The sequence below is a fragment of the Aeromonas jandaei genome, assembly GCF_037890695.1.
GTDB classification, from domain to species: Bacteria; Pseudomonadota; Gammaproteobacteria; order Enterobacterales; family Aeromonadaceae; genus Aeromonas; species Aeromonas jandaei.
Map to the genome: position 1 here is coordinate 2,952,224 of NZ_CP149571.1, position 25,161 is coordinate 2,977,384.

The 25,161-nt window shown below is 59.2% G+C and carries 30 protein-coding genes and 5 tRNA genes; 13 read left to right on the forward strand and 22 right to left on the reverse strand.

Annotated elements, in window-relative coordinates; translation table 11 throughout:
• Positions 1-156 precede the first annotated feature (156 nt).
• The 5 genes from fadR (at position 157) to WE862_RS13920 (ending at position 4,972) form a co-directional block, all read left to right on the forward strand.
• The gene (gene fadR, locus WE862_RS13900) at positions 157-870 is read left to right on the forward strand and encodes a fatty acid metabolism transcriptional regulator FadR (RefSeq protein ID WP_033115828.1); all 714 of its coding nucleotides are present in this window, start codon (positions 157-159) and stop codon (positions 868-870) included.
• Between the two features lie 303 nt (positions 871-1,173).
• A complete protein-coding gene (locus tag WE862_RS13905; RefSeq protein ID WP_071909966.1) occupies positions 1,174-1,314 on the forward strand; it encodes a TIGR02808 family protein in 141 nt (46 codons plus the stop codon).
• A 175-nt stretch (positions 1,315-1,489) separates the two neighbouring features.
• On the forward strand, positions 1,490-2,047 hold the full coding sequence (locus WE862_RS13910; RefSeq protein ID WP_042030612.1) for a YaeQ family protein: 558 nt from the start codon (positions 1,490-1,492) through the stop codon (positions 2,045-2,047).
• A 12-nt stretch (positions 2,048-2,059) separates the two neighbouring features.
• Positions 2,060-2,944 carry an AEC family transporter gene (locus tag WE862_RS13915; protein WP_042030610.1) on the forward strand — a complete coding sequence of 295 codons (885 nt, stop codon included), beginning with the start codon at positions 2,060-2,062 and terminating at the stop codon, positions 2,942-2,944.
• 186 nt (positions 2,945-3,130) lie between these two features.
• A complete protein-coding gene (locus WE862_RS13920) occupies positions 3,131-4,972 on the forward strand; it encodes a sigma 54-interacting transcriptional regulator (RefSeq protein ID WP_042030608.1) in 1,842 nt (613 codons plus the stop codon).
• 134 nt (positions 4,973-5,106) lie between these two features.
• Here the strand turns inward: WE862_RS13920 and WE862_RS13925 are convergent.
• The 7 genes from WE862_RS13925 to WE862_RS13955 form a co-directional block, all read right to left on the reverse strand.
• Positions 5,107-5,183, reverse strand: a tRNA-Val gene (locus WE862_RS13925).
• Between the two features lie 36 nt (positions 5,184-5,219).
• Positions 5,220-5,296, reverse strand: a tRNA-Val gene (locus tag WE862_RS13930).
• Between the two features lie 26 nt (positions 5,297-5,322).
• Positions 5,323-5,399 (reverse strand) — tRNA-Val (locus WE862_RS13935).
• A gap of 17 nt (positions 5,400-5,416) precedes the next feature.
• Positions 5,417-5,493, reverse strand: a tRNA-Val gene (locus WE862_RS13940).
• A 12-nt stretch (positions 5,494-5,505) separates the two neighbouring features.
• A tRNA-Val gene (locus WE862_RS13945) sits at positions 5,506-5,582 on the reverse strand.
• A gap of 218 nt (positions 5,583-5,800) precedes the next feature.
• Entirely contained in the window at positions 5,801-7,180 is a 1,380-nt protein-coding gene (locus WE862_RS13950) for an MATE family efflux transporter (protein ID WP_042030607.1), read from the reverse strand.
• Positions 7,181-7,327: 147 nt separating this feature from the next.
• A complete protein-coding gene (locus WE862_RS13955) occupies positions 7,328-7,534 on the reverse strand; it encodes a YaeP family protein (RefSeq protein WP_005352334.1) in 207 nt (68 codons plus the stop codon).
• A 130-nt stretch (positions 7,535-7,664) separates the two neighbouring features.
• Here WE862_RS13955 and WE862_RS13960 point away from each other — a divergent pair, with 130 nt between their 5' ends.
• The 3 genes from WE862_RS13960 to WE862_RS13970 all read left to right on the forward strand — a co-directional run bounded on the left by WE862_RS13960 (position 7,665) and on the right by WE862_RS13970 (position 9,687).
• Positions 7,665-8,567 (forward strand): DMT family transporter, encoded by a 903-nt coding sequence (locus tag WE862_RS13960; RefSeq protein ID WP_042030606.1) that lies wholly within the window; start codon positions 7,665-7,667, stop codon positions 8,565-8,567.
• A gap of 103 nt (positions 8,568-8,670) precedes the next feature.
• Positions 8,671-9,285: a riboflavin synthase gene (locus WE862_RS13965; protein WP_041207881.1), complete on the forward strand. Its 615-nt coding sequence runs from the start codon at positions 8,671-8,673 to the stop codon at positions 9,283-9,285.
• A gap of 18 nt (positions 9,286-9,303) precedes the next feature.
• The gene (locus WE862_RS13970) at positions 9,304-9,687 is read left to right on the forward strand and encodes a VOC family protein (RefSeq protein ID WP_042030604.1); all 384 of its coding nucleotides are present in this window, start codon (positions 9,304-9,306) and stop codon (positions 9,685-9,687) included.
• Positions 9,688-9,748: 61 nt separating this feature from the next.
• Here WE862_RS13970 and WE862_RS13975 read toward each other — a convergent pair whose 3' ends face one another.
• From WE862_RS13975 to WE862_RS13995, 4 genes are all read right to left on the reverse strand, one after another.
• Complete coding sequence (locus WE862_RS13975; protein ID WP_033112514.1) at positions 9,749-9,952, reverse strand: CPXCG motif-containing cysteine-rich protein; 204 nt, start codon at positions 9,950-9,952, stop codon at positions 9,749-9,751.
• A 551-nt stretch (positions 9,953-10,503) separates the two neighbouring features.
• A complete protein-coding gene (gene hxpB / locus WE862_RS13985; protein ID WP_042030599.1) occupies positions 10,504-11,163 on the reverse strand; it encodes a hexitol phosphatase HxpB in 660 nt (219 codons plus the stop codon).
• 129 nt (positions 11,164-11,292) lie between these two features.
• A complete protein-coding gene (gene purT / locus WE862_RS13990; RefSeq protein WP_339058635.1) occupies positions 11,293-12,471 on the reverse strand; it encodes a formate-dependent phosphoribosylglycinamide formyltransferase in 1,179 nt (392 codons plus the stop codon).
• A gap of 85 nt (positions 12,472-12,556) precedes the next feature.
• Positions 12,557-13,447, reverse strand: coding sequence for a DMT family transporter (locus tag WE862_RS13995; RefSeq protein WP_042030652.1), 891 nt, complete (start codon positions 13,445-13,447; stop codon positions 12,557-12,559).
• Between the two features lie 213 nt (positions 13,448-13,660).
• Here WE862_RS13995 and WE862_RS14000 point away from each other — a divergent pair, with 213 nt between their 5' ends.
• Entirely contained in the window at positions 13,661-14,248 is a 588-nt protein-coding gene (locus tag WE862_RS14000; protein WP_042030597.1) for an FMN-dependent NADH-azoreductase, read from the forward strand.
• 111 nt (positions 14,249-14,359) lie between these two features.
• Here the strand turns inward: WE862_RS14000 and WE862_RS14005 are convergent, their stop codons facing one another.
• The 4 genes from WE862_RS14005 to WE862_RS14020 form a co-directional block, all read right to left on the reverse strand.
• Entirely contained in the window at positions 14,360-14,536 is a 177-nt protein-coding gene (locus WE862_RS14005) for a hypothetical protein (protein WP_164536729.1), read from the reverse strand.
• Positions 14,537-14,687: 151 nt separating this feature from the next.
• Complete coding sequence (locus WE862_RS14010) at positions 14,688-14,876, reverse strand: DUF4250 domain-containing protein (protein ID WP_041207874.1); 189 nt, start codon at positions 14,874-14,876, stop codon at positions 14,688-14,690.
• A 1-nt stretch (position 14,877) separates the two neighbouring features.
• Positions 14,878-15,342 (reverse strand): MarR family winged helix-turn-helix transcriptional regulator, encoded by a 465-nt coding sequence (locus tag WE862_RS14015; protein WP_033112507.1) that lies wholly within the window; start codon positions 15,340-15,342, stop codon positions 14,878-14,880.
• A 170-nt stretch (positions 15,343-15,512) separates the two neighbouring features.
• Positions 15,513-16,727, reverse strand: coding sequence for a UPF0149 family protein (locus WE862_RS14020; protein ID WP_042030595.1), 1,215 nt, complete (start codon positions 16,725-16,727; stop codon positions 15,513-15,515).
• A 193-nt stretch (positions 16,728-16,920) separates the two neighbouring features.
• On the opposite strand from WE862_RS14020, the gene WE862_RS14025 reads away from it, so the two are divergent.
• On the forward strand, positions 16,921-17,802 hold the full coding sequence (locus WE862_RS14025) for a CvfB family protein (protein ID WP_042030593.1): 882 nt from the start codon (positions 16,921-16,923) through the stop codon (positions 17,800-17,802).
• The gene (locus WE862_RS14030; protein ID WP_042030592.1) at positions 17,803-18,114 is read left to right on the forward strand and encodes a DUF1289 domain-containing protein; all 312 of its coding nucleotides are present in this window, start codon (positions 17,803-17,805) and stop codon (positions 18,112-18,114) included.
• A 43-nt stretch (positions 18,115-18,157) separates the two neighbouring features.
• On the opposite strand, the gene WE862_RS14035 is transcribed toward WE862_RS14030, so the two are convergent.
• From WE862_RS14035 to minC, 6 genes are all read right to left on the reverse strand, one after another.
• A complete protein-coding gene (locus WE862_RS14035) occupies positions 18,158-18,481 on the reverse strand; it encodes an HI1450 family dsDNA-mimic protein (protein WP_041207870.1) in 324 nt (107 codons plus the stop codon).
• A 278-nt stretch (positions 18,482-18,759) separates the two neighbouring features.
• Positions 18,760-19,557: a monofunctional biosynthetic peptidoglycan transglycosylase gene (mtgA, locus tag WE862_RS14040; RefSeq protein WP_042030590.1), complete on the reverse strand. Its 798-nt coding sequence runs from the start codon at positions 19,555-19,557 to the stop codon at positions 18,760-18,762.
• Positions 19,542-19,868 (reverse strand): HI1450 family dsDNA-mimic protein, encoded by a 327-nt coding sequence (locus tag WE862_RS14045; RefSeq protein ID WP_033112501.1) that lies wholly within the window; start codon positions 19,866-19,868, stop codon positions 19,542-19,544. The genes mtgA and WE862_RS14045 overlap by 16 nt, the downstream gene beginning before the upstream one ends.
• Before the next feature lie 191 nt (positions 19,869-20,059).
• Positions 20,060-20,329 carry a cell division topological specificity factor MinE gene (gene minE, locus WE862_RS14050; protein WP_033112500.1) on the reverse strand — a complete coding sequence of 90 codons (270 nt, stop codon included), beginning with the start codon at positions 20,327-20,329 and terminating at the stop codon, positions 20,060-20,062.
• 2 nt (positions 20,330-20,331) lie between these two features.
• The gene (gene minD / locus WE862_RS14055; RefSeq protein WP_339058636.1) at positions 20,332-21,144 is read right to left on the reverse strand and encodes a septum site-determining protein MinD; all 813 of its coding nucleotides are present in this window, start codon (positions 21,142-21,144) and stop codon (positions 20,332-20,334) included.
• A gap of 18 nt (positions 21,145-21,162) precedes the next feature.
• Complete coding sequence (gene minC / locus WE862_RS14060) at positions 21,163-21,888, reverse strand: septum site-determining protein MinC (protein WP_033112498.1); 726 nt, start codon at positions 21,886-21,888, stop codon at positions 21,163-21,165.
• Positions 21,889-21,995: 107 nt separating this feature from the next.
• Here minC and WE862_RS14065 point away from each other — a divergent pair, with 107 nt between their 5' ends.
• Entirely contained in the window at positions 21,996-22,274 is a 279-nt protein-coding gene (locus WE862_RS14065; RefSeq protein ID WP_042030588.1) for a YcgL domain-containing protein, read from the forward strand.
• A gap of 894 nt (positions 22,275-23,168) precedes the next feature.
• Here the strand turns inward: WE862_RS14065 and WE862_RS14070 are convergent.
• On the reverse strand, positions 23,169-23,747 hold the full coding sequence (locus WE862_RS14070; protein ID WP_042030587.1) for a PhnA domain-containing protein: 579 nt from the start codon (positions 23,745-23,747) through the stop codon (positions 23,169-23,171).
• Positions 23,748-23,939: 192 nt separating this feature from the next.
• On the opposite strand from WE862_RS14070, the gene WE862_RS14075 reads away from it, so the two are divergent.
• On the forward strand, positions 23,940-25,154 hold the full coding sequence (locus tag WE862_RS14075; protein WP_042030586.1) for a methyltransferase: 1,215 nt from the start codon (positions 23,940-23,942) through the stop codon (positions 25,152-25,154).
• The last annotated feature ends 7 nt before the right edge of the window (positions 25,155-25,161 follow it).

A 25,161-nucleotide genomic window follows, 5' to 3' on the forward strand; every position in this document is an offset into this window, starting at 1 on the left:
ACATTGAGCGGCTTCCCACTACAAGGGATGTGATTGAATACAAGTTATCAACAATATTTGTCCCGATGTGAGCAGAGGACTGACCTTCTGCTTGCCAGCCATCATCGCTTTGATATCATTCGTCAGCCTTTTTACGCATTACAACAGAGTCAATTCATGGTTATAAAAGCGCAGAGCCCAGCAGGGTTTGCCGAGGAATACATCATCGAGTCCATCTGGAACAATCGCTTTCCTCCCGGATCCATTCTGCCCGCCGAGCGTGAGTTGTCCGAGTTGATCGGGGTGACGCGGACGACCTTGCGTGAAGTGCTGCAGCGACTGGCCCGTGATGGCTGGCTGACCATCCAGCATGGCAAACCGACCAAGGTGAACAACTTCTGGGAAACCTCGGGTCTCAATATTCTGGAGACGCTGGCTCGTCTCGATCAGGACAAGGTGCCGGATCTGATAGCCCAGTTGCTTTCTGCCCGTACCCACATCTGCACCATCTTTATTCGCGGGGCGATACGTCACAATCCGGAGCAGGCCGCCGAGATCCTGCGTGGTGCCGATGGGGTCGAGAACAACCCGCAAGCCTATGCCGAGTTCGACTACCGGTTGCATCACCAGCTGGCATTTGCTTCCGGCAACCCGATCTACGCGCTGATCCTGAACGGTTTTAAAGGGTTGTATAGCCGGGTCGGTAGCTACTACTTCTCCGACAAGCAGGCCCGCGAGACCGCAGATGCCTACTACAAGACGCTGCTTGGTCTGGCCGAGACCAAAAACCATGAAGCCGTCTTTATGACAGTGCGTCAGTACGGTATCGAGTCAGGCAAACTCTGGACCCGCTTGCGTCAGGACATGCCCAACGATCTGTGTGACAACTGATCGTCAGCCGGACACTCAAAAACGCGCCACCGGGCGCGTTTTTTTATGCCATTGAGTCACGCCGCCAGCCGTTTTATGTCACAAGGCACACAGGGTGAGGGCTGGTCTGGCCCGATAATGGCCATCTAATCGCTTGATCTGGATGGATATTTGGCCGAAAAAGTTGATCCAGCTCAAATGCACCCTGCATTTATTACTTTGGTGGCATTGGACTCATACTCACATTGAGGTCAAATGGCCTCACGAGAGCGGAGCCTACATCCGCCAAAAGGAACACACCTTTCACTGGATGAAGGACACACAATGAGTCTTCTTGAACACACCATCTGGACTGTGCTGGGATACGGGGCCATGCCCTTTATCTTTCTGAGCGGATTCGTAGCCGTGGCAGTCACCTGCTGTGCGCTGCTCAATGCGTTCGGAGTCCAGTCCGCCGAGAAGTGAGTCGCTTCTTGATACCGCCAAATGCCAGTCTTCGGACTGGCATTTGTTTTTTCTGTCTTTTAAGGCACTTAAATCCAGGCCTGAGGGCAGAAAGGTTCGAACCTGCCACTGATTTTGATTACACTGACGGCCATATTTTCTACCCCCACTTGTCACAGGGTATTCAAGGTTTTCTATGGCTCTCAAGGCAACCGTATTCAAGGCCCAGATCAGCTTGTCTGATATGGATCGCAACCTCTATCAGGATTTCTCCCTCACGCTGGCGCGCCACCCCTCTGAAACCGACGAACGAATGATGATCCGGTTGGCGGCCTTTGCCTGGCACGCCGCCGAGCGGCTGGAGTTCACCAAGGGACTCAGCGCCGATGACGAGCCCGAGCTCTGGCGCAAGAACTACTCGGACGAGATCGAGCTCTGGATTGAGCTGGGTCAGCCCGACGAGAAGCGGCTGAAAAAGGCCTGCAACCGCGCCCGCGAAGTGGTGCTCTATCTCTATGGCGGCCGCGGCACCAGCGTCTGGTGGAAGCAGAATCAGGGCAAACTTGGCCTGCACGACAACCTCAGCATCATCGAGCTCTCCGAGAGCCAGACCTTGCCGCTCACCGAGATGGTGGAGCGCACCATGCAGCTCACCTGCACCATCTCGGAAGGACAGCTCTGGATCAGTAACGGCAGCAAAGAGGTAACCCTCGATCCGCAGCTGTTGATGGGCAAGCCTGCCCGAGAACTGTAACGGGATCTCCCTGTGCTCGGCGCCCTGCTCAATATCGTCATCCCCGTGTTTGCTGTGGTCGGGCTTGGCGCTCTTTATGGCCGATTGCGGCCAGAGGCGGCGCTCGGTTATGTCAATCGTGCCAATATCGAGCTGTTTACCCCGGCGCTGGTTTTCTCCGCCCTGGTCAAGTATCCGCTGGCGCTGGGGGAGCATCTGCCGCTCATCGCGGCCGGCGCGCTGGTGATCCTGCTGCCCGGTCTGCTGCTCACGCTACTCAGGCTCAAGGGGATTGAACGGGCGGCGCTCATTTTGCCCGCTATGTTCCGCAATACCGGCAACCTCGGCATTCCCCTGATGGTGCTGGCCTTTGGCGAGCAGCAACTGGGGGCCATCGTTATCCTCTTTGTGCTCTCCAACCTGCTGCACTTCTCGGTCGGCATGTTTATCCTCTCGGCCAACACCTCCCGCTGGCTCTGGCTGCGCAGCCCTGTGCTCTGGGCCGCGCTGGCCGGATTGCTGGTGGCCAATCTGCATATTGCGCTGCCGGAATATGTGGTGACCACCGCCTCGCTGGTCGGGCAGATCTCGGTGCCGCTGATGCTTTTTGCGCTGGGCATAAGATTGACGGAAGGGGAGCTGGATCATCTGGGGCTGGCGCTCAAATGCAACCTGCTCTATTTGCTGGCGGGCGGTCTGTCTCTGCTGCTCGCGATATGGTTGTTGCCTCTCAAGGGGGAGTGGATCCCGCTCCTGATGTTGTCGGTCTCTCTGCCACCTGCGGTGCTTAATTACATGCTTTGCGAGCAGTACCACTGCCAGCCGGAGAAGGTGGCCAGTATCGTGCTCGGCGGCAATGCTCTCTCGGTGGTGGTGATCCCGCTGTCAGTGTGGCTGGCGCTGCACCTGCCGACCTGATCTTGCTCACATCTTCTATATTTTTGTTTTTGTTGGTTTTTATCTTCATCTTTGTGCTCATTTTCCCCGTCATTCATTTTCCCTTTTCGTGATCCCCCCCGAAGTTGTGCTGACGGATATCCCTTAGTATCTGGCCAGCATGGCTCCCTTTAGAGGGAGAACAACAAGAACAAAAAGGAATGATGGATGAGATCCGTGAGCAACCAGTGTCTGTTGATGCAGATCCAGCCCACCATCTTGCGTTTTGCCAAGATGCTGGCGAGTGTGCTGCAACTTGAGGTCGAGATCGTCGATGCCGATATGGTGCGGGTGGCGGGCACTGGCCCCTATGGCAAGTTTTTCGGCCGCCAGTTGGAGGGTGACTCCCGCCTGCTGCGCTATGTCATCGACAATCAGCGGGAAAAGATCGTTACCCACACCAGCGATGATCCGGTCTGCGAGGGGTGCAGCTGCAAGGAGAGCTGTCGTGAGCGCGCATTCCTCGGGGTGCCCATCATGGTGGATGAGGGGTGCATCGGGGTGATCAGCCTGGTCGCCTTCAGCGCCGAGCAGCAGGCCCGTCTCAACAACAATCTGCAGGATGTGTGTGACTATGTGCGCCACATCTCCACCATCTTTGTGGCCAAGCTGCTCGACTCGCGCGGCCTGTCGGACGGGGTCAACAAGGTGTTCCTCGATCTGATGACCCACATGGATCAGGGCTGCCTGCTGCTCGACGAGAAAAATCAGGTGCGCTTTGCCAACGAAGCGGCGCTGCATCATCTGGGCTGCCAGCCGGAGCAATTGCAGGGGCGTGAGGTGGGGATCCGCCCGCTCACCTTTGCCAGGCAGGAGATCAGCGGTCATATCCAGCACATTTTCACCCTGGGCGATCGCCAGGAGTTGATCATCGGTCAGCTGCACCATGTGCAGGGGCAGCAGCTCTTCCTGATGGCTTTTCACCAGTCCCACTCCGGGCAGGTGCGCGAGCCTGACCCCGATGTGCGCATCGACCTGCTGATCGGCGAGAGCAAGCCGATGCGCAACCTCAAACGGTTGCTGCAGCGCATTGCCCAGAGCCCGTCGAGCGTGCTCATTTGTGGGGAGAGTGGTACCGGCAAGGAGGTGGTGGCCCGCGCGGTTCATCGCCTGAGCCCGCGCCATGACAAACCCTTTATCGCCATCAACTGTGCCGCCATCCCCGAGCAGCTGCTGGAGAGCGAGCTGTTTGGCTATGTGAAGGGATCCTTCACCGGTGCCTCCAGCGGTGGCAAGCAGGGGCTTATTCAGGCAGCCCATCAGGGCACCCTGTTCCTCGACGAGATCGGCGACATGCCGCTCACTATGCAGGCCAAGTTGCTGCGGGTGCTGGAGCTGCGGGAGGTGACACCCATCGGCGCCAGCCGGCCGGTGCCGGTGGATATTCGCATCATCGCTGCCACTCACCAGCATCTCGATCAGTACATTGCCGAGGGGAAGTTTCGCGAGGATCTCTTCTATCGCATCAACGTCATCCCCCTCAACCTGCCGCCGTTGCGCGAGCGGGAAGGGGATGTGGAGCTGCTGACCCACTACTTCCTCAACCAGCACACCAGCCGGATCGGCACCGTCTACCCTGGCCTGACGCCGGAGGTGATGGCGCTGCTCAAGGGGTATCGCTGGCCGGGCAACGTGCGCGAACTGAGCAACCTCATCGAATATCTGGTCAACGTCAGTCAGGCGGGTGAGGTGATCGACAGCAGCCTGCTGCCGCCCAACATCATCCGCAATCAGGAGCCCCATCCGGTGGTCACCCAGACCATCCCCATCGTGCCCCTGAGCGCCATCCCGGGCGAACCGGTGGCCGCACAAGGCCCAATGGCGGTGATGCCGGAGAAGTTGCAGGATCCCGCTCCGGGAGAGAGCGGGCTGGAGAGCATGGAGAAGCAGATGATCGAGGAGACCTTGCTGCGACTTGGCAACAAGAAGCTGGCGGCGCAGGCATTGGGTATCGGGATCGCCACCCTCTATCGCAAGATAAAGAAGTACGATATTGCCGTGCAGGCCTGATGGTCTGGCGGTGTCGATTCAGCCCGTGTCATGCAATTGGTGATGCGGGCTTTTTGTTGGCGCAGCAAAAAAAGCGCAAGAAGGCTGGGGGAGAGAATGCAAAAAGCCCGCTCGATGAGCGGGCTTTTAAAATTTGGTGCGTCCTAGTGGATTCGAACCACCGACCCCCACCATGTCAAGGTGATGCTCTAACCAGCTGAGCTAAGGACGCAGGGTGCGCAATGCGACTTTCTGTTCTGCAGGTGAGTGGTGGGTTTAATTGGATTCGAACCAACGACCCCTACCATGTCAAGGTAGTGCTCTAACCAACTGAGCTATAAACCCACATCTACATTTCTTTCAAACTGTTATGGTGCGTCCTAGTGGATTCGAACCACCGACCCCCACCATGTCAAGGTGATGCTCTAACCAGCTGAGCTAAGGACGCATAACAGCAATCTGTGATGGTGCGTCCTAGTGGATTCGAACCACCGACCCCCACCATGTCAAGGTGGTGCTCTAACCAGCTGAGCTAAGGACGCATCACAGAAAAGTGGTGGGTTTAATTGGATTCGAACCAACGACCCCTACCATGTCAAGGTAGTGCTCTAACCAACTGAGCTATAAACCCACTAGATGAAATGAATTCGAACCAACGACACAATCTTCACCATGCCAAGGTGATGCTCTGACCAACCGAGCAACAAACCCGTTTCACTACGCCAGCACTGCTGGCGTGGTCGGCATACTACCCATGCCCCCCAAGGCTGTCAACAGGCCGAATGCACAAAGGAGACTGTTTGCCCAGTTCTTGCGCAGCCTGTTGATTTTGCAGGCGAGTTGCCGCTTTTACTGGGCCCGCGACAGGGTGGTGCACGCCTCCGGCGTCGCGAAGCGGCCATAGATATGGCGCAGGCGAGCCCCCAGCATCAGCGCGGCACTGGTGAGACCGACGATAAAGCCAATCCAGAAGCCCTGTGGCCCCATCCGCGGTACTATCCAGTCGGTGAGACCCAGGATCATGCCGGTCGGCAGCCCCAGGCCCCAGTAAGCAACGATGGTGACGTAGAAGATCGCCTGGGTATCCTTGTAACCGCGCAGCGCAGCCGCCGCGACCACCTGCACCGAGTCGGAGAGTTGATAGATGGCAGCGAAGAACAGCAAGGTGGACGCAAGGGCGATCACCTGCAGATCATCGGTATAGATGGAGGAGATCTGCTCCCGTAGCAGCACAGTAAATGCAGCGGTAAGTGCCGCGACACTGACCCCCAGCAGCAGGCCTGTGCGGGCTGCCACCCGGGCGTGATGCGGCTGACCTTCGCCGATGCTGTGACCGACCCGGATGGTGACACCCACCCCGATGGAGAGGGGCAGCATAAAGACCAGGCTGGAGAAGTTCAGCGCAATCTGGTGGCTCGCCACCGTCTCGGCACCGAAGGGGGCCAGCATCAGGGCCACTACGGCAAACAGGGTCACCTCGCAGAAGATGGCCATGGCGATGGGGAAGCCCAAGCGAAACAGCCGCCAGATCCGGCTGCCGTTGGGGCGAGCCAGTTGGGAGAAGAGACGGATCTCGGTGAAGTGACGGGAGAGCTTCACGTAGAGGATCATCGCCAGCAGCATGGCCCACAGCACGATGGCGGTAGCGACGCCACAGCCGACCCCGCCGAGCTTGGGCATGCCGAAGTGACCGTGGATGAAGATGTAGTTGGCGGGGATATTGACCGCCAGCCCGACAAAGCCGATCACCATGGTGGGCATGGTGTGGGAGAGCCCTTCACTGAAGTTGCGCAGCACCTGGAACATCACGAAGGCGGGCAGGCCCCACAGGATGGCGTGCAGGTAGCCTGTGGTCTTGGCGGCCATCACCGGCTCCACATCCATGAGCTGCAGCGCCAGCGGGCTGTAATAGAGCGCAATCATTGCCAGCGGGGTGACGATGAGCGCCAGCCAGAAGCCCTGATGCACTGCGGGACGTACCTCGTCTCGCTTACGGGCGCCGTTTAGCTGGGAGACGATGGGGGTGAGCGCCATGATGATCCCCTGCACCAGCAGGATCACCGGTAGCCAGAAGCTGGAGGCCACCGACACGGCGGCCAGATCGACCGCACTCACCTGACCCGCCATCACGGTATCGACGAAGTTCATGGCGACCTGGGCCACTTGGGCGACCAGTATGGGGCTGGCTAGACGGACGAGCTGCTTCGCCTCGGACCAATAACGTTGCACTGACACCTCCGAGTGGATCAGATAGATAGAGAAAGAGCGGAAATCGGGAAGAGCCTTTGCACACCCGGGTAGGCATGCAAAGGGTGGGGGAGGCATTTTAGCCTGAAATTCATCCAGGACGAAATAGTTGCCGCCCCGGCAGCGGGATCAGGCGTCTTCGTGATCGCTGATCAGCAGGTTGGCTGCCGCATAGGCGGCCTGTTCACGCAGTTCGGCGGGCACCCGCTCATCGGCGGCGACCGCGTTGAGGGCGCGGATAGTGGCGGCGATGGCCTTGGGCACATAGCCCTGCTCGCCGGAGCCAATCTGGTTATAGGCGATACGGATCGCTTCACAGCACTCATAAACCATCATGATTTGCTTCCTTGAAAGTAAAAAGGCGAGCAAATATAGCGGTTTTGCTCCCATTTTGTCAGTCTCGCGGTTGTAATTTGCGGCAAGCCCGTTAGTTTGGTTACCCCCTTTTCCTGTTTCGGCCTCTTTGATGCTGCTCTCTTCGCGCAATTCACTGGCGATCTTCCTGACGCTGTTTGCTCTTCTCGCCCTGACGCTCAAGGATGGCGCGGACAAATATCTGGTACTCCATGGCTACTCCGTGATGGAGATGGTCTGGTTTCGCTTCTTTGTTCCTTTCCTCGGTCTGCTGCTGTTGTTGCCAAGGCGCACCGTGTCGGCGCTGCTGGCGGTGGATCGCTGGCTATTGCTGCGCTCGCTGCTGTTTCTGGTCTGTGCGCTGGTCTCGGTGATTGCGCTGGCCCATGTGCCGCTCAACGTCTACACCATCATCTGCCAGCTCGGTTCGCTGGCCTTTGTGGTGGCCGGTGTCATCTTTTTCAGGGAGCGTCTGACCCGGGCCAAGGTAGCGGCCGTGTTGCTGGGGCTGTTTGGCGTGCTGGTGGTGACCCATCCCGACGGGGGGGACGCGAACCTCTACTACCTGCTGCCACTGGTCATTGTGCTGGCCAACACCGGCTACAACCTCATCACCAAGCTGGTGGATCCACGCCTGACCACCCTCGATATCCTGATCGTCACCTGCTTCATGCTGGGGATGGTGGCAATGGTGACGCTCTGCTGGCAGCCCGCGCTGTGGCGCTTTCCGGCGCTTGCCGACTGGCCCTATCTGCTGGCGCTGCCGGTGGTGACCCTGCTCTCCCAATACTGTCTCATCAAGGCGATGCAGTATGCGCAGGCCTCTACTCTGGCACCCTTCTTCTATTTCCAGATCTTTTTTTCTACCCTCTGCGGCTATCTGATGTTTGGTGAAATGCCGACCCTCAGTAGTATGGCGGGGTGTCTGCTCATCGTGCTGGCTGGCATAGTGGTCATCTATTCCCAGCGCCGGGCTAGCCTGCAGGCCCTGTCAGAGGCGCCGGAGCAGGTGTGACGGCTTGTATGAAACGAATTGTGTAAAAAACGGATTATGTAAAAGAAGCGGCCACAGGCCGCGATAAAAAACAGAGCGTGTTACCAGAAACAAAGAGGTGATGATGTTTACCGGAATTGTGCAAGGTGTGGCCGAGCTGGTCGCCATCGAAGAGAGTGCTTCATTTCGTACCCACGTGATCCGCATGCCCAGCCGGGAGTGGGGGGAAGGGCTGGCTCTTGGTGCCTCGGTCGCCCACAACGGCTGCTGTCTCACCGTGACCCGGATTGCAGGGGATCTGGTCAGCTTCGATCTGATGCAGGAGACCCTGCGCCTCACCAACCTCGGCAAGCTGCAGGTGGGGGACAAGGTCAACGTGGAGCGGGCCGCCCGTTTTGGGGACGAGATCGGCGGTCACGCCATGTCCGGCCACATTATCGGGATGGCGGAAGTGACCTCGGTGATCGACACCCCCAACAACCGTCAGGTGTGGTATCGCCTCGCCCCCGAGCTGATGAAATATGTGCTGACCAAGGGGTATATCGGCATCGACGGCATCAGCCTGACCATCGGCGAGGTGCGCGAGCGGGAGTTCTGCGTCCATCTGATCCCCGAGACGCTGGCTCGCACCAACCTCGGCTGGGTGCGCGCCGGCTGGCCGACCAATATCGAGATCGATCCCCAGACCCAGGCCATCGTCGATACGGTGGAACGGGTGTTGGCCAGCCGAATGGCCTGATGTCAGGAAAAAGCGCAGATGAAACCGGGCCTGAACTATACCTTTCACCACTTCGGCATCCCCAGCGCCGAGCCCTTGCCCCATGGCATCCACAGCGAAAAGGTGGGGATGTATACCGAGGATAACCCGGGGCGGTTTCGGGTTCAGTGGCACTACTTTAACGACGATTCGCCGCTGCACGAGCTGCTGAGAACCGTGCCTCACGTCGCCTTCAAGGTGGATGATCTTGCGGCAGCCATCGAGGGGGAAGAGGTGATCCTGGAGCCCTACGAGCCGATCGACGATTATCGGGTGGCGGTGATCAATGATGCCGGGGTGCCCATCGAGCTGATCCAGACCGATCTCGATGACGAGACGCTCTGGGCCAGAGCGAAATCGCGGCAGGGCAGCATCTACCGGTGACAACGAAACGAAAAGGGGCGTCACTCTCGCGAGTCACGCCCCTTTTGCTATCCGGCCGCTCTTAAAACATCTGCTCGTCGTCAGCATCCACGAAGAGTTGCAGACGGTCGCGCTCCTCATCCCGATGCAACCGCAGGTGGATCGGATTGCAGCAGGCCATGCAATCTTCGTAGAACTCCTGATCCCCCTGACTGGCATCCAGCTCGACCCGGGTATGGTGGCCGCAGTGGGGGCAGACGATGCGCTTGCTGGTGTACTCGATCATGATAACCTCCTCGGGCCCGCGGGCCGCCTGTCTCCCTTGATTCTAGCTGCGCAGGCGCGGGCTAACCGCGAGCAAGCGCACGTTTATGAAGGCGGTATGACAGGGATCAAACCCGGCTCGGAAAAGGGGATCAGCAGGCGCTGCCGGGGCAAAAATGGCCCGAAAGTTGGTTTCTAATCGGCGATTTGTAGCTGTTATTGCCAACTACTGGTTGGTAATAGAAGGGCCTGAACGGCGGTTTTTACTGGCCAAAAAGGCCATTTGGCCATCCGGGAGGGGCGCTGTGCATCCGGCCGGTTTTCCCCATTTCAGTGCTGGGCGGATATCTATCCTTTGGCTTCTATTCATCCATAAAAACGGGGCTGCAGGCAGATATGCCTGCGGCCCCGTGAAGGATACGAACGGTTTGTCGCTGGCAGATTACTTGGCCCAGTTGGCCAGCATCTCGCTATTGAGTTCGGCCAGCGAGCTCAGCTGATAGTTGGCGATGACCAAGCGTGGGTCACCCACCAATGCCGGGTACATGGGAACGATCAGTGCCAGCTTGTCCTTTACTTGACCCAGCTGGCCAGGGTGTCAGCATTCAGCTCTGCGAGCGAGCTTAGCTGGTAGTTGGCGATAGCCAGACGCGGGTCTCCCACTAAAGCCGGATCCGGCACGATCAGCGCCTTCATCGAGGCTGCCTTGGCCGCCAGCAGGCCGGTGAAGCTGTCTTCGATGGCAAGGCAGTGCACCGGCTCAACCCCCAGCTTTTCGGCGGCGTGGATATAGACATCCGGGTGCGGTTTGCCGAAACGCTCCACCTCGGCGGAGTGAACCGCCATAAAGCGATCGCGAATGCCGAGCTTGCCGAGCACCGCTTCCACCATGGCAAAGGGGGAGGAGGTGGCCAGACCCACTTTCAGGCCGCGCGCTTCGATAAGGTCGAGTGCCTCCAGCACGCCGGCCTTGGCCTGACCTTCGGAGAGGATCAGGGCGTTGACCCGATCCAGAATGCGCTGCACCACCTCGTCCTGGCTCGGGCCGCTCCACGGGCGCAGGCGATACCAGTGGGCGACCAGCTGATCGATGCGCACACCGATGGTCGACTCACAATCCTCGACGGTGTGGGGGTGACCCAGTTCGGAGAACACGGCGATCTGGGCCCGTTGCCAAAAGGGTTCCGAGTCGATCAGAACACCATCCATATCGAAGATCACGGCAGCTAACATCTTGTACTCCTGACAAATTTGAAGAGGGGATTATAAGCCTGACGGGCAAATGCAAAAGGGGCATTGCCATGCCCCTTGCGCCCGATCACACCGGCAAACGTTTGTTTCGGTGCGGCGAAAAAGCAGCGTCTAGAAAATGACCTCGACGCTTGCGGCAACGGCTTTGGCCTGCTCGACCGCCTCGCGGCAATCTTCACCCCGGGCCAGTGCCACGCCGAGACGGCGGCGACCGGCGATCTCCGGTTTGCCAAACAGTCGCAGCTGGGCACCCGGCACCTTGGCAAGCGCCTCGCCAATCCCCTGATAGCGGATATCCTGACTGTGCCCTTCGCGCAGCACCACGGCAGAGGCGCTCGGCCCGTACTGGGTGATGGTGCCGACCGGCAGCCCCAGAATGGCGCGCACATGCAGGGCGAACTCGGAGACATCTTGCGAGATCAGGGTCACCATGCCGGTGTCGTGGGGGCGGGGCGAGACTTCGCTGAACCACACCTCGTCGCCCTTGATGAAGAGCTCGACCCCGAACAGGCCGTAACCACCGAGGGCCTCAACCACCTTGGCCGCTACCTCTTTGGAGCGGGCCAGCGCCAGTTCGCTCATCACCTGTGGCTGCCAGGATTCGCGGTAGTCGCCATCTTCCTGACGGTGGCCGATAGGCTCGCAGAAGTGAATGCCATCGACGGCGCGAACTGTGAGCAGGGTGATCTCGTACTCGAAGGGAACGAAGCCCTCGACGATCACCTTGCCACGACCGGCGCGGCCACCCTCCTGGGCGTAGGCCCAGCTCTCATCGAGCTTGGCGAGATCGCGCAGCACGCTCTGTCCCTTGCCGGACGAGCTCATCACCGGCTTCACCACGCAGGGCAGGCCGATAGCCTCGACGGCGGCGACAAACTCCTCCTTGCTCTGGGCAAAGCGGTAGGGGGAGGTGGGCAGGCCCAGGGTCTCTGCGGCGAGACGGCGGATCCCTTCCCGGTTCATGGTGAGCTGGGTGGCGCGGGCATTGGGCACAACCTTGACCCCCTCCTGCTCAAGGGCTGCCAGCGTATCGGTGGCGATGGCCTCGATCTCGGGGATGATGAGGTCGGGTTTGATCTCGGCGACCAGCTCGCGCAGGGCGGCGCCATCGAGCATATCCAGCACCCGGGCGGCATGGGCCACCTGCATGGCGGGGGCATTGGCATAGCGGTCGGCGGCGATCACTTCGATGCCGAAGCGCTGCAACTCGATGGCCACTTCCTTGCCGAGTTCGCCGGAGCCCAGCAGCAGGGCGCGGGTGGCGCCGGGGCGGGTTGCGGTTCCAAACATACGATCTCTCCTGATGTCGTTGGTCATTGTTGATGATCGCTATCGCACGAATAGCGGGCAAAAAAAGAGGCACGCATGGCGTACCTCAGGAAACGGATGGTCGGGCGCGCTGCTCCAGATGGGTCAGCAACGTGATGGCGCCAATGATGATGGCGGCGCCAAGCCACAGTCGGCCGGGCGGCGCCCAGCCAAACACCAGCCAGCCTGCCAGTACGTTCATCGGCAGCTTGGCAAAATCAAAGGGCTGGATGAAGGAGGCCTCCGCCACGCTGTAGGCGCGGGCGATGGACATCTGGGCCAGAGCCGACAACACGCCGGAGGCGGCCACCAGCAGCCACTGGCTTTCCGTTGGCCACTGCCACTCCGGCAGCGCCAGCATGGCGTTGAACGGGGTACTGAAAATAAGCAGGTAGACGACGATGGTGTGGGACGATTCGCTCGCCGCCTGATAGCGCACCAGCAGGGAGTAGCCAGCCCAGAACAGCGCCGCCGCCACCGGCAGCAGAGAGGCCCAGCTGAAATCATCATTCCAGGGGGCGAGGATCAGCATGGCGCCGACAAAGCCGGAGAGAGTGGCCACGATGCGGGCGCGGCTCACCTGCTCTTTGAGAAAGAGGGCGGATCCCAGCGTGGCAAACAGCGGTGACGTCATCAGCAGGGCGATACCCTGCCAGATGGGAACGGGTTCGGCCAGCGCCCAGAGCCAGAACTGGATGCCGATCACCGCCAGCGCGACCCGCAGCAGATGCAGGCGCAGCTGGTTGGTCATCAGGGATTGGCGCAAACCATGGCGGATCAGCCAGGGCAGCAGGCAGATCAGGGCGATCAGGTATTGGTGAAAGGCAACCTGGGTCGAGGGGAGGCCAAGCTTGAAGCTGACATACTGGCTCAGGCTGTTGACGGCGGCGAAACAGAGGCCTGCCACCATCATCCAGACTGCACCGGCGAAAGGGGAGTGGCTGCGCGAGTGGGCCATGGGATCCGGGTCACTGAAAAAAGTGCGGCGGATCATAGCGGCAATCGTTTGTTCTGCCAAGGGTTGATGCGCCCGTTGCCGCGCAATCAACCAATATCAAAATTTTTGAACAAGTTGAGCATCTATTTTCGCTATCAGCAAAGAAGCGCAATGTTTAGAGTGACCTCCATCGACAGTGCAGCTGTTCAACCGACAACCAAATGGAGTTTCACCATGGCCAATATCCTCGTTCTCAAATCCAGCATCCTGGGTCAATATTCCCAATCCAACGCCCTGATCGACGGCTTCCTGGCTGACCATCAGGATGATGCCGTTACCGTGCGTGATCTGGCGGCCCTCAACCTGCCGGTGCTGGATGGCGAGCTGGCCTCCGGCCTGCGCGGTGGTGACAACCTCAATGAGCGTCAACTGGCGGTGATCGCCCAGTCCGACGAGCTGATCGCAGAGCTCAAGGCGAGCGATCTGGTGGTGATTGCCGCTCCCATGTACAACTTCAACATCCCGACCCAGCTGAAGAACTGGATCGATCTGGTTGCTCGTGCCGGCGTCACCTTCCGTTACACCGAAACCGGCCCGGTCGGTCTGGTGGAGAACACCCGCGCGCTGGTGATCAGCCCCCGCGGCGGCATGCACGTCGGCAGCGCCACCGATCTGGTGACCCCCTACATGCGCACCGTGCTGGGCTTCATCGGTATCAAGGAGGTGGATTTCATCTACGCCGAGGGGATGGGCATGGGCCCGGATGCCCAGAGCAAGGGGATTGAAGCCGCCAAGGCGCAGCTCGAGACGCTGGCTATCTAAGCCGCCTGCCAGCAAGGGCTATCCGCTCCGCCATAAACAACAACGCAGCCATCAGGCTGCGTTTGTTTTTTCACGCTTGTTGCGTGCGGGAACCGCTGGCAGGTGCAGAGGCTACTCCAGCATAAAGCGGCGGCAACCCCGTATCAGCATCAACACCACAGCCGCGAGCGAGCCAACCATCAGCGCAGTGAGCCACTGTTCGACGCTTTGCGGGATCTGCGGGGTGAAGAGGCTGATCATCAGCAGCATGCAGAGCGTGATCAGGAAATGTTCGCGGTTCAACGTCATGGGATCATCCTTGGGTTTGCTCACTGGCGCAAGAGTAGCGCTCTCGTATGACAGTGTGATGTATCCGTTCATCGCACTGCCGAGGCTTGAGTGACCATATCAGGTTTTGGCCCCGGTGCCACTGTGGCTGCTGACGTTGTGATCCCGATCCCTATCTGAACTGTTTTTGCTCTGGCTGGTAGTGAAAATCACCGCTGGCCAGCCGTGCTTCCAGTGCCGCCTGATCGAGATCCTGCGCCTTGCAGAGGTCTTCCAGATCATCGTAACGATCACGCAGCTGCATGTTGATCAGGCTCAGCAGCATGTTGACGTCCATGGTGGCAAATTTCTTCAGATCCATCCTATTTCTCCTTGTCGAGGGAGTGCAGCTGTTCGATGGCCGCGCTGACGCTGTGCAGATGCTGGCGGATCGCCTCGCGGGATTCACTGGGCAGGTAGTCGGTCAGGGTATGCTGCCAGCTGCCCGCTTCGCTCTTGAGCTGCTGGAACAGGGCGAGGCCGCTATCGGTCAGGGAGACCAGGCTGATGCGCTTATCCTGCTCGCTGTTTTCGGTGAAGATGATGCCTTTTTCGGCCAGACGGCGGATCTCGCGGGAGATGCGCACCTTGTCCATGCCACTCGCCTCGACCAGCTCTTTCTGGCTGATGGGGTAGTTGGGGCCGAGCACCATCATCAGACGCCACTGGGGGACGGTCAGCTGGTAACGCTGTTCGTAAAACTGCTCGAAGGTATCCCGTAGCATTTCGGCGGCATGTACCAACTGATAGGGCGGGTAGTGAGCGAGTAACGCTATGATTTTTGACATATTACACCCTGCTGTGACGGCTGCATCAGATGCAGTTTCTTTTGATACTTTGACATTGATGATACGAAACTCAAGCGAGTTTGTCTGACCCGGTTGCGATGAAATGTGCGGTGACGCACGCCATCAGACAAAAACCGGGTCAGTTCGCCGGGATTTTAATCCGGAAGTGGTCAGCCCTTGCGCAGCCAGAGCAGGGCGCTCTGCTTGAGCCAGGCCTCGCGGGTGTGCATGGTGTAGAGGGCAGCTTCATCGCGGCTGCCCGCCTGCCAGCTCATCGGCTCCTGCTTTGGCAGCTTGCGCTGACCGAGCAGACAGGCCGGAACGTGCGGGTTGGCATTGATGGCGGCCAGCAGATGGGGTCGGGCGGCATCCGCCCCTTCGCGGGCAAACATCATCAGGGCGCGGTTGTAGAGCAACCAGCTGGAGGCCTCGTCGAAACGCACCAGCAGCTCGGCCAGCGCCTGCCAGTCGCCCTGCAGGGCATAGAGGGAGGAGAGGTTGTAGCGGCAACCCAGCTCATCGGGAATACAGATGGCCAGCAGTGCCAGATACTCCTCCCTGGCTTCGTCCAGCTTGCCAAGGCGCAACAGGCAGTCGGCGCGACCGGCGCGGGCCGCCAGCAAGGGACGCACTTCCGGCACGCTCCAGCCGTGGCCACCCAGCTGCTGCCAGAAGCTGGCATCAAACAGCGGGTTGGCATCGGCGATAATCTTCTCGAACCAGCCGAGGCGGGCCTGATGATCCCGGCAGTCATCCGCCAGCTCGAACCAGCGTTGCCACTGCTGGGCCTGCTCGCTGTCGAGGGCTACATCGGCGCTCGGCGCGGCCTGATACTGATCGAGCTGGAGCAGTTGATTGAGGGCGGTCTTCATGTTCTGGCGCTGGCGTTTGCAGAACTCGACAAAGGGGAGTTCGCTGGCGGCGGCGCTATAGAGCATCTGCGCCATCTGTTTGTCGCGAAACAGGCTCAGCTCGGCGGCCAGACTGAAACGATACTGGGTAGTCGGGTCGTTCAAATCCTTTGGCTTGGGCCAGGTGGCAAAGCCCTGACTAAAGCCGTAGCACCACTGCCCGAGGGGGTGGCTCTGTTCAAAGACCTGCTGCGGGTTGTCGGTAGGGAGGCGGCATTGGCTCGGCAGGGCCAGCTGGGCTTCATCTGCCTGCGCTTCCAGTTCGGCGATCAGATGGGTGAGGGCCTCGCCACTCTTTTCATCCAGCTCGGCGTCATGGGGCAACAGACCGGCCAGCGGGGCCTGCCAGTCAGGGGCATCCGGCCCGACCAGACGGGCACACAAAAAACCGTGCAGAGCGGGATAAGTCATCGCCTGCTGGCTGTGGGTCTGGATCCATTGATTGAGATGACGGGTACGAGTGGATGGGTTCATCGACAGTTCCTCTGGATTTGAGCAGCCGCGAAGTCTACCTAAATGTGGGGGTATTTGCAGCAAAGGGACGGTTGAATGGCGATTATATCGCCATCGGCCGGTCAGAGTGAGGCGAGGGGACTAGGCCGGATCACCCCTCTTGGGGTAACATGCGCGGCCATAGGGGCCGTGATCCAGCCGGCCCGTCCGGGTAATGAAAAAAGAGAGCACCATGATACAGATTGGCAAGATGAACATCCTCACCGTCGTTGAACTCGAAGATCGCGGCGCCTGGCTGGCAGCCGACGAATACGGCGAGCTGCTGCTGCCCAAGCGCCAGCTTCCCGAGGGGATCAAGGAGGGGGAGAGCGTACAGGTATTCCTCTATCTGGATGCCGACAGCGAGCCGGTCATCACCACCGACAAGCCCTTCGCCATGGTGGACGAGTTTGCCGGTCTGAAGGTGGTCAACGCCAACAAGATCGGTGCCTTCCTCGACTGGGGCATGAAAAAGGATCTGTTCGTGCCAAGCCGTGAGCAGAACAAGCCGATGCAGGTGGGTCACGTCTATCTGGTGCGTTTGATGCTGGACAACGAGGGGCGCATGGTGGGTACCAGCCGCCTCGAGCGCTTCCTGAGCACCGCCAAGCCCCCCTTCAAGGCGGGAGACGAGGTGACCGCTCTGCCCGGTGAACACTCTCCCCTCGGTATCAAGGTGATCGTCAACGGCCAGTACCCCGGCATGCTGTTTCGCAACGAAGTGTTTGGCCGGGTGATGACGGGCCGTCCGCAGACCGCCTGGGTCAAGCAGGTGCGCGACGATGGCAAGCTGGATCTGACCCTGCAAAAGCCGGGCATGGCCAAGGTGGACGATGCCGGCGAGCGCATTCTGGCCCGGATGAAAAAGCAGGGTGGCAGTCTGGCAGTGGGTGACAAGAGCGAACCCGAGCTTATCTACAAGCTTTTTGCCATGAGCAAGGGCACCTTCAAGAAGGCGATCGGCGGCCTCTACAAGCAGGGCAAGATCGTCATTGAAGACAATGCCATCACCCTGACCGAGACGGGAGCGGCTGCCCAGAGCGGGGAGCAGGAGTAAGTGCCGAGTCCCTGCATCGGGCTGTGCAAGGCAAAGGATGGCCTCTGCCTTGGCTGTGGTCGCACCCTGACCGAGATCGGTCACTGGTCGGCGATGGAGAGCGATGCCCAGCTGGCAGTGATGGCCGAGCTGGATGGCACCAAGAGCACCCACCGTTGCCCGGGCTGTGGTGAACCGGCATATTGCGCCGTCTCTGCCGGGATGACCATCGAGCAGTGCTGGTGCAGTCAGTTGCCGGCTTTGCCGATGACGGAGGCTAGTGCCTGCTGGTGCCGTCGCTGTCTGGCCAAGGCTATCGCGGCGCAGCCCTGAGCATGGGAAGCCAGAAAAAAGAAAGGCGCCGATGGCGCCTTTTTTATGCCTGTTGCTGGCGGTGCCAGCGCACATAAACCTGATTTTCCGTGATCAGGCGGGGCAGGAGGAAGGTGGCGAAGATCACCTCGAACTCCTCCTGATGATCCAGCAGACCCACCCACACTTCGACCCAGCGCTCCATATCGACCGGCTCACCCAGCTCTGCCGACCAGTCGGCATTGGGCAGGGTCGCCTCCACGGCGCCACGCTGTTCAAACTCCAGGGTGATATCGACGATTTGTTCGGGGGCAAGCATGTCTGCGGCCTGCTCAAGAAACTGATCATAGGCCCATTCGACCAGCTGATCCGGGGTACGCTGTTCCATGAAATCACTCCAGATACATCGAGGCCGCTACTGTAACAATTATTGGCGGTGGCGGCCAGACCAGTGCGCCGCGGGGTACGACCTGTCCAACCGGTCATATCGGGGGTATGGTTAAGTAGCATGTGAATAGGCGTGGGGGCGACGCGATGCGGTTACGGACAAGACGACAGCAGATCAAGCGACGACGGGAGAGCTGGTGGTGGCACTCTCTGCCTCTCAATCAGGAGCCGGCAGAGGCGGGGCAGGAGCCACCGGTAAAATCCGGTGGCGCCTGATGATCAATTGGCCTGATAGACTCGGTTAAGGGTCACCTGACCCAGTTGCCCCATCTGGCGGCGGATCCAGACCGCCCGCTTTTGCACATAGGGCGAAGGGGGCTTGACCCGATAGCGCCAGGGATTGGGCAGGGCAGCTGCCAGCAGGGAGGCCTCGTAGCGGGTCAGCCGGCTGGCCGGTTTGCCGAAGTAGTAGTTGGCTGCGGCTTCAGCGCCATAGATACCCGGGCCAAACTCCACGATGTTCAGATACATCTCGAGGATGCGGGATTTGTCCCAGCCCAGCTCCATCAGCAGGGTAAACCAGGCTTCCAGCCCTTTGCGCAGGAAACTGCGATCACTCCACATAAAGAGATTCTTGGCGGTCTGCTGGCTCAGCGTACTGGCACCCCGTACCCGTTCGCTGTGCTGGTTATGCTTGAGCGCCGCATTGATGGCATCCATGTCAAAGCCGTTGTGGTCGGCAAAGCGCTGATCTTCGGCGGCAATCACCGCCAGTTGCAGCTCTTTGGAGATGGACTCCAGATCCACCCACTCATGGCGCACTTGTGCCACTTTGGCAGGCGGAAAGAGGGCGCGCTCGATGCGCCAGCTCCACATGGGGGGATCGATAAAGCGCAGCAGCAAGACGGAGACGACCGAGCAGACAAGCCCGGCCAGCAAGGCCTTGCCAACCCACTTCAACACCCGGCGCCCCAATGAGGGGGCCGGGGGTTCAGGCGCCATCTGCCGGGCGTCAGAGTCAGACTCCCAGACATACTGGCTCGGATCATCGGGATCCGGAATTATTGGGGCAGCCATTCGATGTGGCAGAACTTCTCGTCAACACGGCGGGAGAGCAGCATGCGGGCAAACAGGTGCTCGTACTCTTCTTGCTCGTTGCCAAGGCCAACCCAGATCTCGGCGTACTCGGCATCGCTCACGGCAAAACCCACATCCGCTTCCCAGTCGTCGGCCGGATCGGTCTCTGCCAGCAGGCCGCGATCGTTGAACTCCTGATTGAAGCGGATGATCTCCTGCTCCGGCAGGTTGTCGGAGGCCAGCTCCATAAAGAGTTCAAGGGCGGTGTCGAGCAGCTCTTCGACGCTGTGCATTTCGTCATTCAAGGACATAAGTTCTGTTCCAGAAAAAAGAGAAGAAGCCTCGCTGGCCGATGCAAGCGAAGGCGGCGCTATTCTAGCTGTCGCCAGACCCCTTGGCGAGCCGGTTGCAGGCGCTTCGCCAGGTTGAGGCAATAAAAAACCGGATCCAGCCAGGGGATCCGGTCTTCATTGAGGGAAGGGGTCACGCATATGGCGTCAGCTCATCCCTTCTTGTTGTCATCGGCGAAGGTGATGTTGAGCTCGAGAACGGAGAGCTCGTCACTCTTCTGATCCATCTGGACGGTGATCTTGTCCGGATCGATGTTGACGTATTTACGGATCACGTCGAGGATATCCTGCTTGAGCTGGGGCAGGTAATCCGGCCCCCCTCTGGATGAACGCTCGTGAGCAACGATGATCTGCAACCGCTCCTTGGCCAGTTGTGCGGTGTTCTGTTTCTTGTTGGAACGAAAATAATCCAATAATGACATGTTTAACTCCCGAACAGTCGGCTAAAGAAGCCCTTCTTTTCTTCTTCCAGAAAACGAAATTCCTTGGTATCACCGAGCAGACGGGAGACCGCATCATCATAGGCCTGACCGGCATCGGACTCCTTGTCCAGAATGACCGGCTCGCCCGAGTTGGAGGCACGCAGCACGGCCTGTGACTCCGGGATCACCCCGAGCAGCGGGATGGCCAGGATCTCCTGCACGCCCTGCACGCTCAGCATGTCGCCGCGATTGACGCGGGTCGGGCAGTAGCGAGTCAGCAGCAGGTGCTCCTTGATGGGGTCTTCACCACGCTCGGCACGACGGGATTTGGAGGAGAGGATGCCGAGGATCCGGTCGGAGTCACGCACGGAAGAGACTTCCGGGTTGGTGGTGACGATCGCCTCGTCGGCAAAGTAGAGGGCCATCAGGGCGCCCGCTTCGATCCCCGCCGGAGAGTCGCAGACGATGTAGTCAAACTTCATCTCGGCCAGTTGCTCCAGCACCTTTTCGACACCCTCTTTGGTCAGGGCATCTTTGTCACGGGTCTGGGACGCCGGCAGGATATAGAGGTTCTCGCTGCGCTTGTCCTTGATGAGGGCCTGATTGAGGTTGGCCTCACCGTTGATGACGTTGACAAAGTCATACACCACGCGACGCTCGCAGCCCATGATGAGGTTCAGGTTTCGCAGACCGATGTCAAAATCGATGACCACAGTTTTGTGGCCACGCTGGGCTAAACCGGTACTCAGGGCCGCGCTGGTTGTGGTCTTGCCAACGCCACCTTTACCCGATGTAACGACTATGATTCGCGCCATTCTCGCTTCCTTGTAACTCTATTTGATACGGTCTATACGGAGTTGTTCATTATCCAGCCGGATATGAACCGGTTGCTGGATGAGGCCTGCCGGCAATGCATCGCTGAGCTGGAATGTGCCAGCGATGGAGAGCAGCTCGGCCTGTAATTGCTGGCAATAGATCCGGGCCCGGGTATTGCCGCGGGCGCCGGCTATGGCTCTGCCACGCAGGGTGCCATATATATGAATGCTGTCATCGGCGAGCACTTCGGCCCCCGGACTGACGGAACCCAGCACCACAAGCGAGGTGCCGGCAGCATAAATCTGCTGGCCGGAGCGCACCGGGCCCACATGCACCCGGGTCGGGATGAGGGGGGCCGGCTCCGGCTCAGGGGGCGTAACGGGGGCGGCAGGTGCCACCACCGGCTCTGGCTCAGGTTGGGGATCGCTCTTGCGACTCTTGCCCGAGGCCATTACGGCAAGGCCCACCGCCTTGGCCGCCGTCTTCATCTCTTCACTTCGCGCGCCCGTGATGCCGACCAGCACGAACTCTTCCGACTCCACCAGCTCCTTGAGCTGTTCGAAGTCGGGGATCTGTTCCAGTCGGGAAACATTGATCACCAGCGGTGCGCAATTAAAGAAGTAGGGCGCCTGAGCCACTTTTTCCGCCAACAACTGACGGATCCGCTCTGGCTCGCCATCGCTGATATGCAACACAGAAATAGTGAAGGTGGTCCCTTTCAATTCGTTATCGCGCTCAACCATGAATCTTCCCCGAGGCAGAGATGCTAATCCGTTATTGTTATTCAATTCCTGATGTTATAGTTTGCCCCCATCAGAGGCAATAAACTCGTCGGATTATATCAATTTCCATGTTGTGTGCAGTCTATAAAAGTCGCAAAAAAGCCGAGACCTACCTTTTTGTTGAAAGAAGAGAGGACTTTTCCCGCGTACCGGCCCCCTTGATGGCTGTTTTTGGTCGTCCCGAACTGGTGCTGATGACCAAACTGGACCCGGCCAAACCCCTCGGGCTGGCCGATGTAGGCAAGGTGATGGAGGCGTTGACCATGCAGGGATTCTACCTGCAGGTGCCGCCCCCGCCGGAGAACCTGCTGGAAGAGCACAAGGCCCGCCAGAAAAGGGGGGCGTGACCTCTCCCGCCTGAAACCATCAAGATGGCCCCGTCGCAACAGAGCGTGTGACGGGGCTGTTTTTTTATCCGGTTATCGCCATTTTCTACCTTGCGATTCATCGCTTATGTTCAGTGCCTGAACAACGGATGACAAATTAATGGGGGGCTTAACCGGACAATATTGGTCATCTGCCCGATATATTGCCTGCTTGTCCACGGAGTTACTTTTGGCGAGCACAACAGCGAGCACAACACTTGTGCCAATTTTTTCCGAGCTGTTCCATCGATTGGGGGAGGGTTATTTACACCATTATTTTCTTATCGCCTTACCTCGTTTCCCCTTCTTTTTTAAAATATAAAGTCAAGCCTCTACGGCCTGCATTTAGTCAATTTTTGTCCTTGCTCACAAAATAGCCCAGCTGTTTCTAGCCAATTTCCTGCTCGAGCAGCCTTGCGAGACGCGCTTGCCAGCCATCGAGGAAAAAGAGCTTGGCCACCAATATATTGCCGCCATCTGATAAGAGGCCTGTTGGACGAGAGCATCCAGCTTGGGAACCTATACGGACAGGCGAGCAAAGCCTTGCTGTTAGTAGCCAATAGTGGTCAAGGCCAGCGTGACAATAAGAGTGAATAGGTTGGTGTAATCAAACCGGCGCAGCTGAGGGTTCTGGGGATGTGTGGTGCAGGATAAAGGGGAGAGAGTCACATAACTGCACACCACAAAGTACAAATATGGGTCAGGTGTATGGCTGGCTTGCAACATGTGGTATTGGCGAAAATAGGCGGTTTGGCGATGGCTAAAAAATTACTTCTGTGCTGCTGATAACAGCGCGGCTCATAAAGCTGCGGCAAATAAAAAAGGATGGCGCCAGGCCATCCTTTTATTGTCGTCGGCACAAGTGGCCGAGCAGTATTACGCCTTTTTCAGGTAGGCGGCGACCAGCACGATCTGCACACCGTTGACCTTGCCTTCGATATGCAGCGGGTTGTTGGTCAGGCGGATGCCCTTGACCAGGGTGCCGCGCTTGGCGGTAAAGCCGGCGCCCTTGACGTCCAGATCCTTGATCAGGGTGACGGAGTCGCCCTCTTGCAGCACGGCACCGTTGGAGTCAACGGTCGGCACGCTGTCGTCATCTTCGGAAGCCATGCCCGCTTCGGCCCAGGCCTTGGTCTCTTCTTCCATGTACATCATGTCCAGCATGTCCTGAGCCCACACTTCGCCTTGGGCGGAGAGGCCTTTCAGCTGGCGCCATGCCATGACCTGAACGGCCGGTACCTGGCTCCACATGCTGTCGCCCAGGCAGCGCCAGTGGTTGACAACCATGGTCTCCGGCTGCTCCAGCTGGCCACGGCAGGTATCGCAGATGGCCACGCTGTGATCATCATCGCTGGCGGGGGAGTGGGGTACCACGAAAGCGGTCAGGGCCTGCTCGGCGCCGCACAGTTCACACTTGGCGCCTGCGCGCGCTTGCAGGATGGCGTTGATGGTCATGTTATTGATCCCCTGGTTGGTAGTAAAACGACCCGCATCGGGCGGGGCGCATCAAAGAGGGGGCGGAATATAGCATAAAACCCCGCATTTTGTCAGGTCGGGTAGCAAGCCGGGTCAGGCTACTCCCTTGAGCGGCACTTTACTGCGCAGCAGGAGTGCAATTTGAAGCGGGATCGCTAGAATGAGCCTCCTTTGGACTACCGGATAGAGGCTCCTGTGCTGGCGCAACGCTTTCAACAACTGGATCAGCTGCTGATCCGCCATCGGCGCTGGTGGCAATATCAGCCCTATCACCACCTGACCATGCCCTTTGCCAACGAGGCACCGGCGCTGGTGGCACAGCTCGATGCTCTCACGCTGGAGCAACTGGCTGAACTTGATGGCGACATGGCGGCCCTTGGTTCGTTGCTCTCCCCCTGGATTGCCGATGGCGAGGTGTTGCTGCAACTCAGTCAGCTTGAGCCTTTTACCCCCGAGCCTATCAGTTGCAGCAAGGAGATGGCGCTGCACATGCCGGGGCGCAAGCAGGCGCAAATCGAGGCGTTCACTGCCTGCCTGCCCGCACATCAGGGACCTTATCTGGAGTGGTGTGCCGGCAAAGGGCATCTTGGGCGACTGGTGTCACGTCATCGTCACGCGTCGGTATTGAGCCTCGAATTGCAAGAGCAGCTCTGTGAAGAGGGTCGTCAGCTGGCCGAGCGGGATGGCGCCACCATGACCTTCTGCTGCGCCGATGCCTTTGCTCCCGAGTCTGCCGAGCTTATTGCGCCCGAGCACCACGCCATGGCGCTGCATGCCTGTGGCGAGTTGCATACTCATCTGTTGGCGCAAGTGGCCGAGCGCAGTGCCCGTGGGGTGACCATCTCCCCCTGCTGTTACCATTTGATCCGCACTCCGGATTACCGTCCGCTCTCTCAAGCCGCTCAGGGTAGTGCACTACGTCTGGCCAAGGCCGATCTCAAACTGCCGTTGCAGGAGACGGTGACCGGCGGCGCGCGGATCACCCGCTTGCGTGAGCAGGAGGTGGTGTGGCGGCTCGCCTTTGATTGCCTGCAACGGGAAGTGCGCGGGGTCGATGAGTATCTGCCGGTGCCCAATATGCAAAAGAGCCTGCTGACCGGCAGTTTCGCGGCATTTTGCGACTGGGCTGCCGAGCGCAAGGGGATCCCGTTGCCGAGCGGACTGGACTACGACGCCTTTGTGGCCAAAGGGGAGGCGCGTTTTGGCGCTGTCGCTAGGATGGAGCTGGTGCGTCACCTGTTTCGCCGTCCCCTCGAGATCTGGCTTGCCCTTGATAGAGCCTTGTTCCTGCAAGAGCAGGGTTATTGGGTCGAGGTGGGAGAGTTCTGCGCCAAACCGATGACGCCGCGCAACATCCTGATCCGCGCGGTGAAAGCACAAGCCTGAACCGATA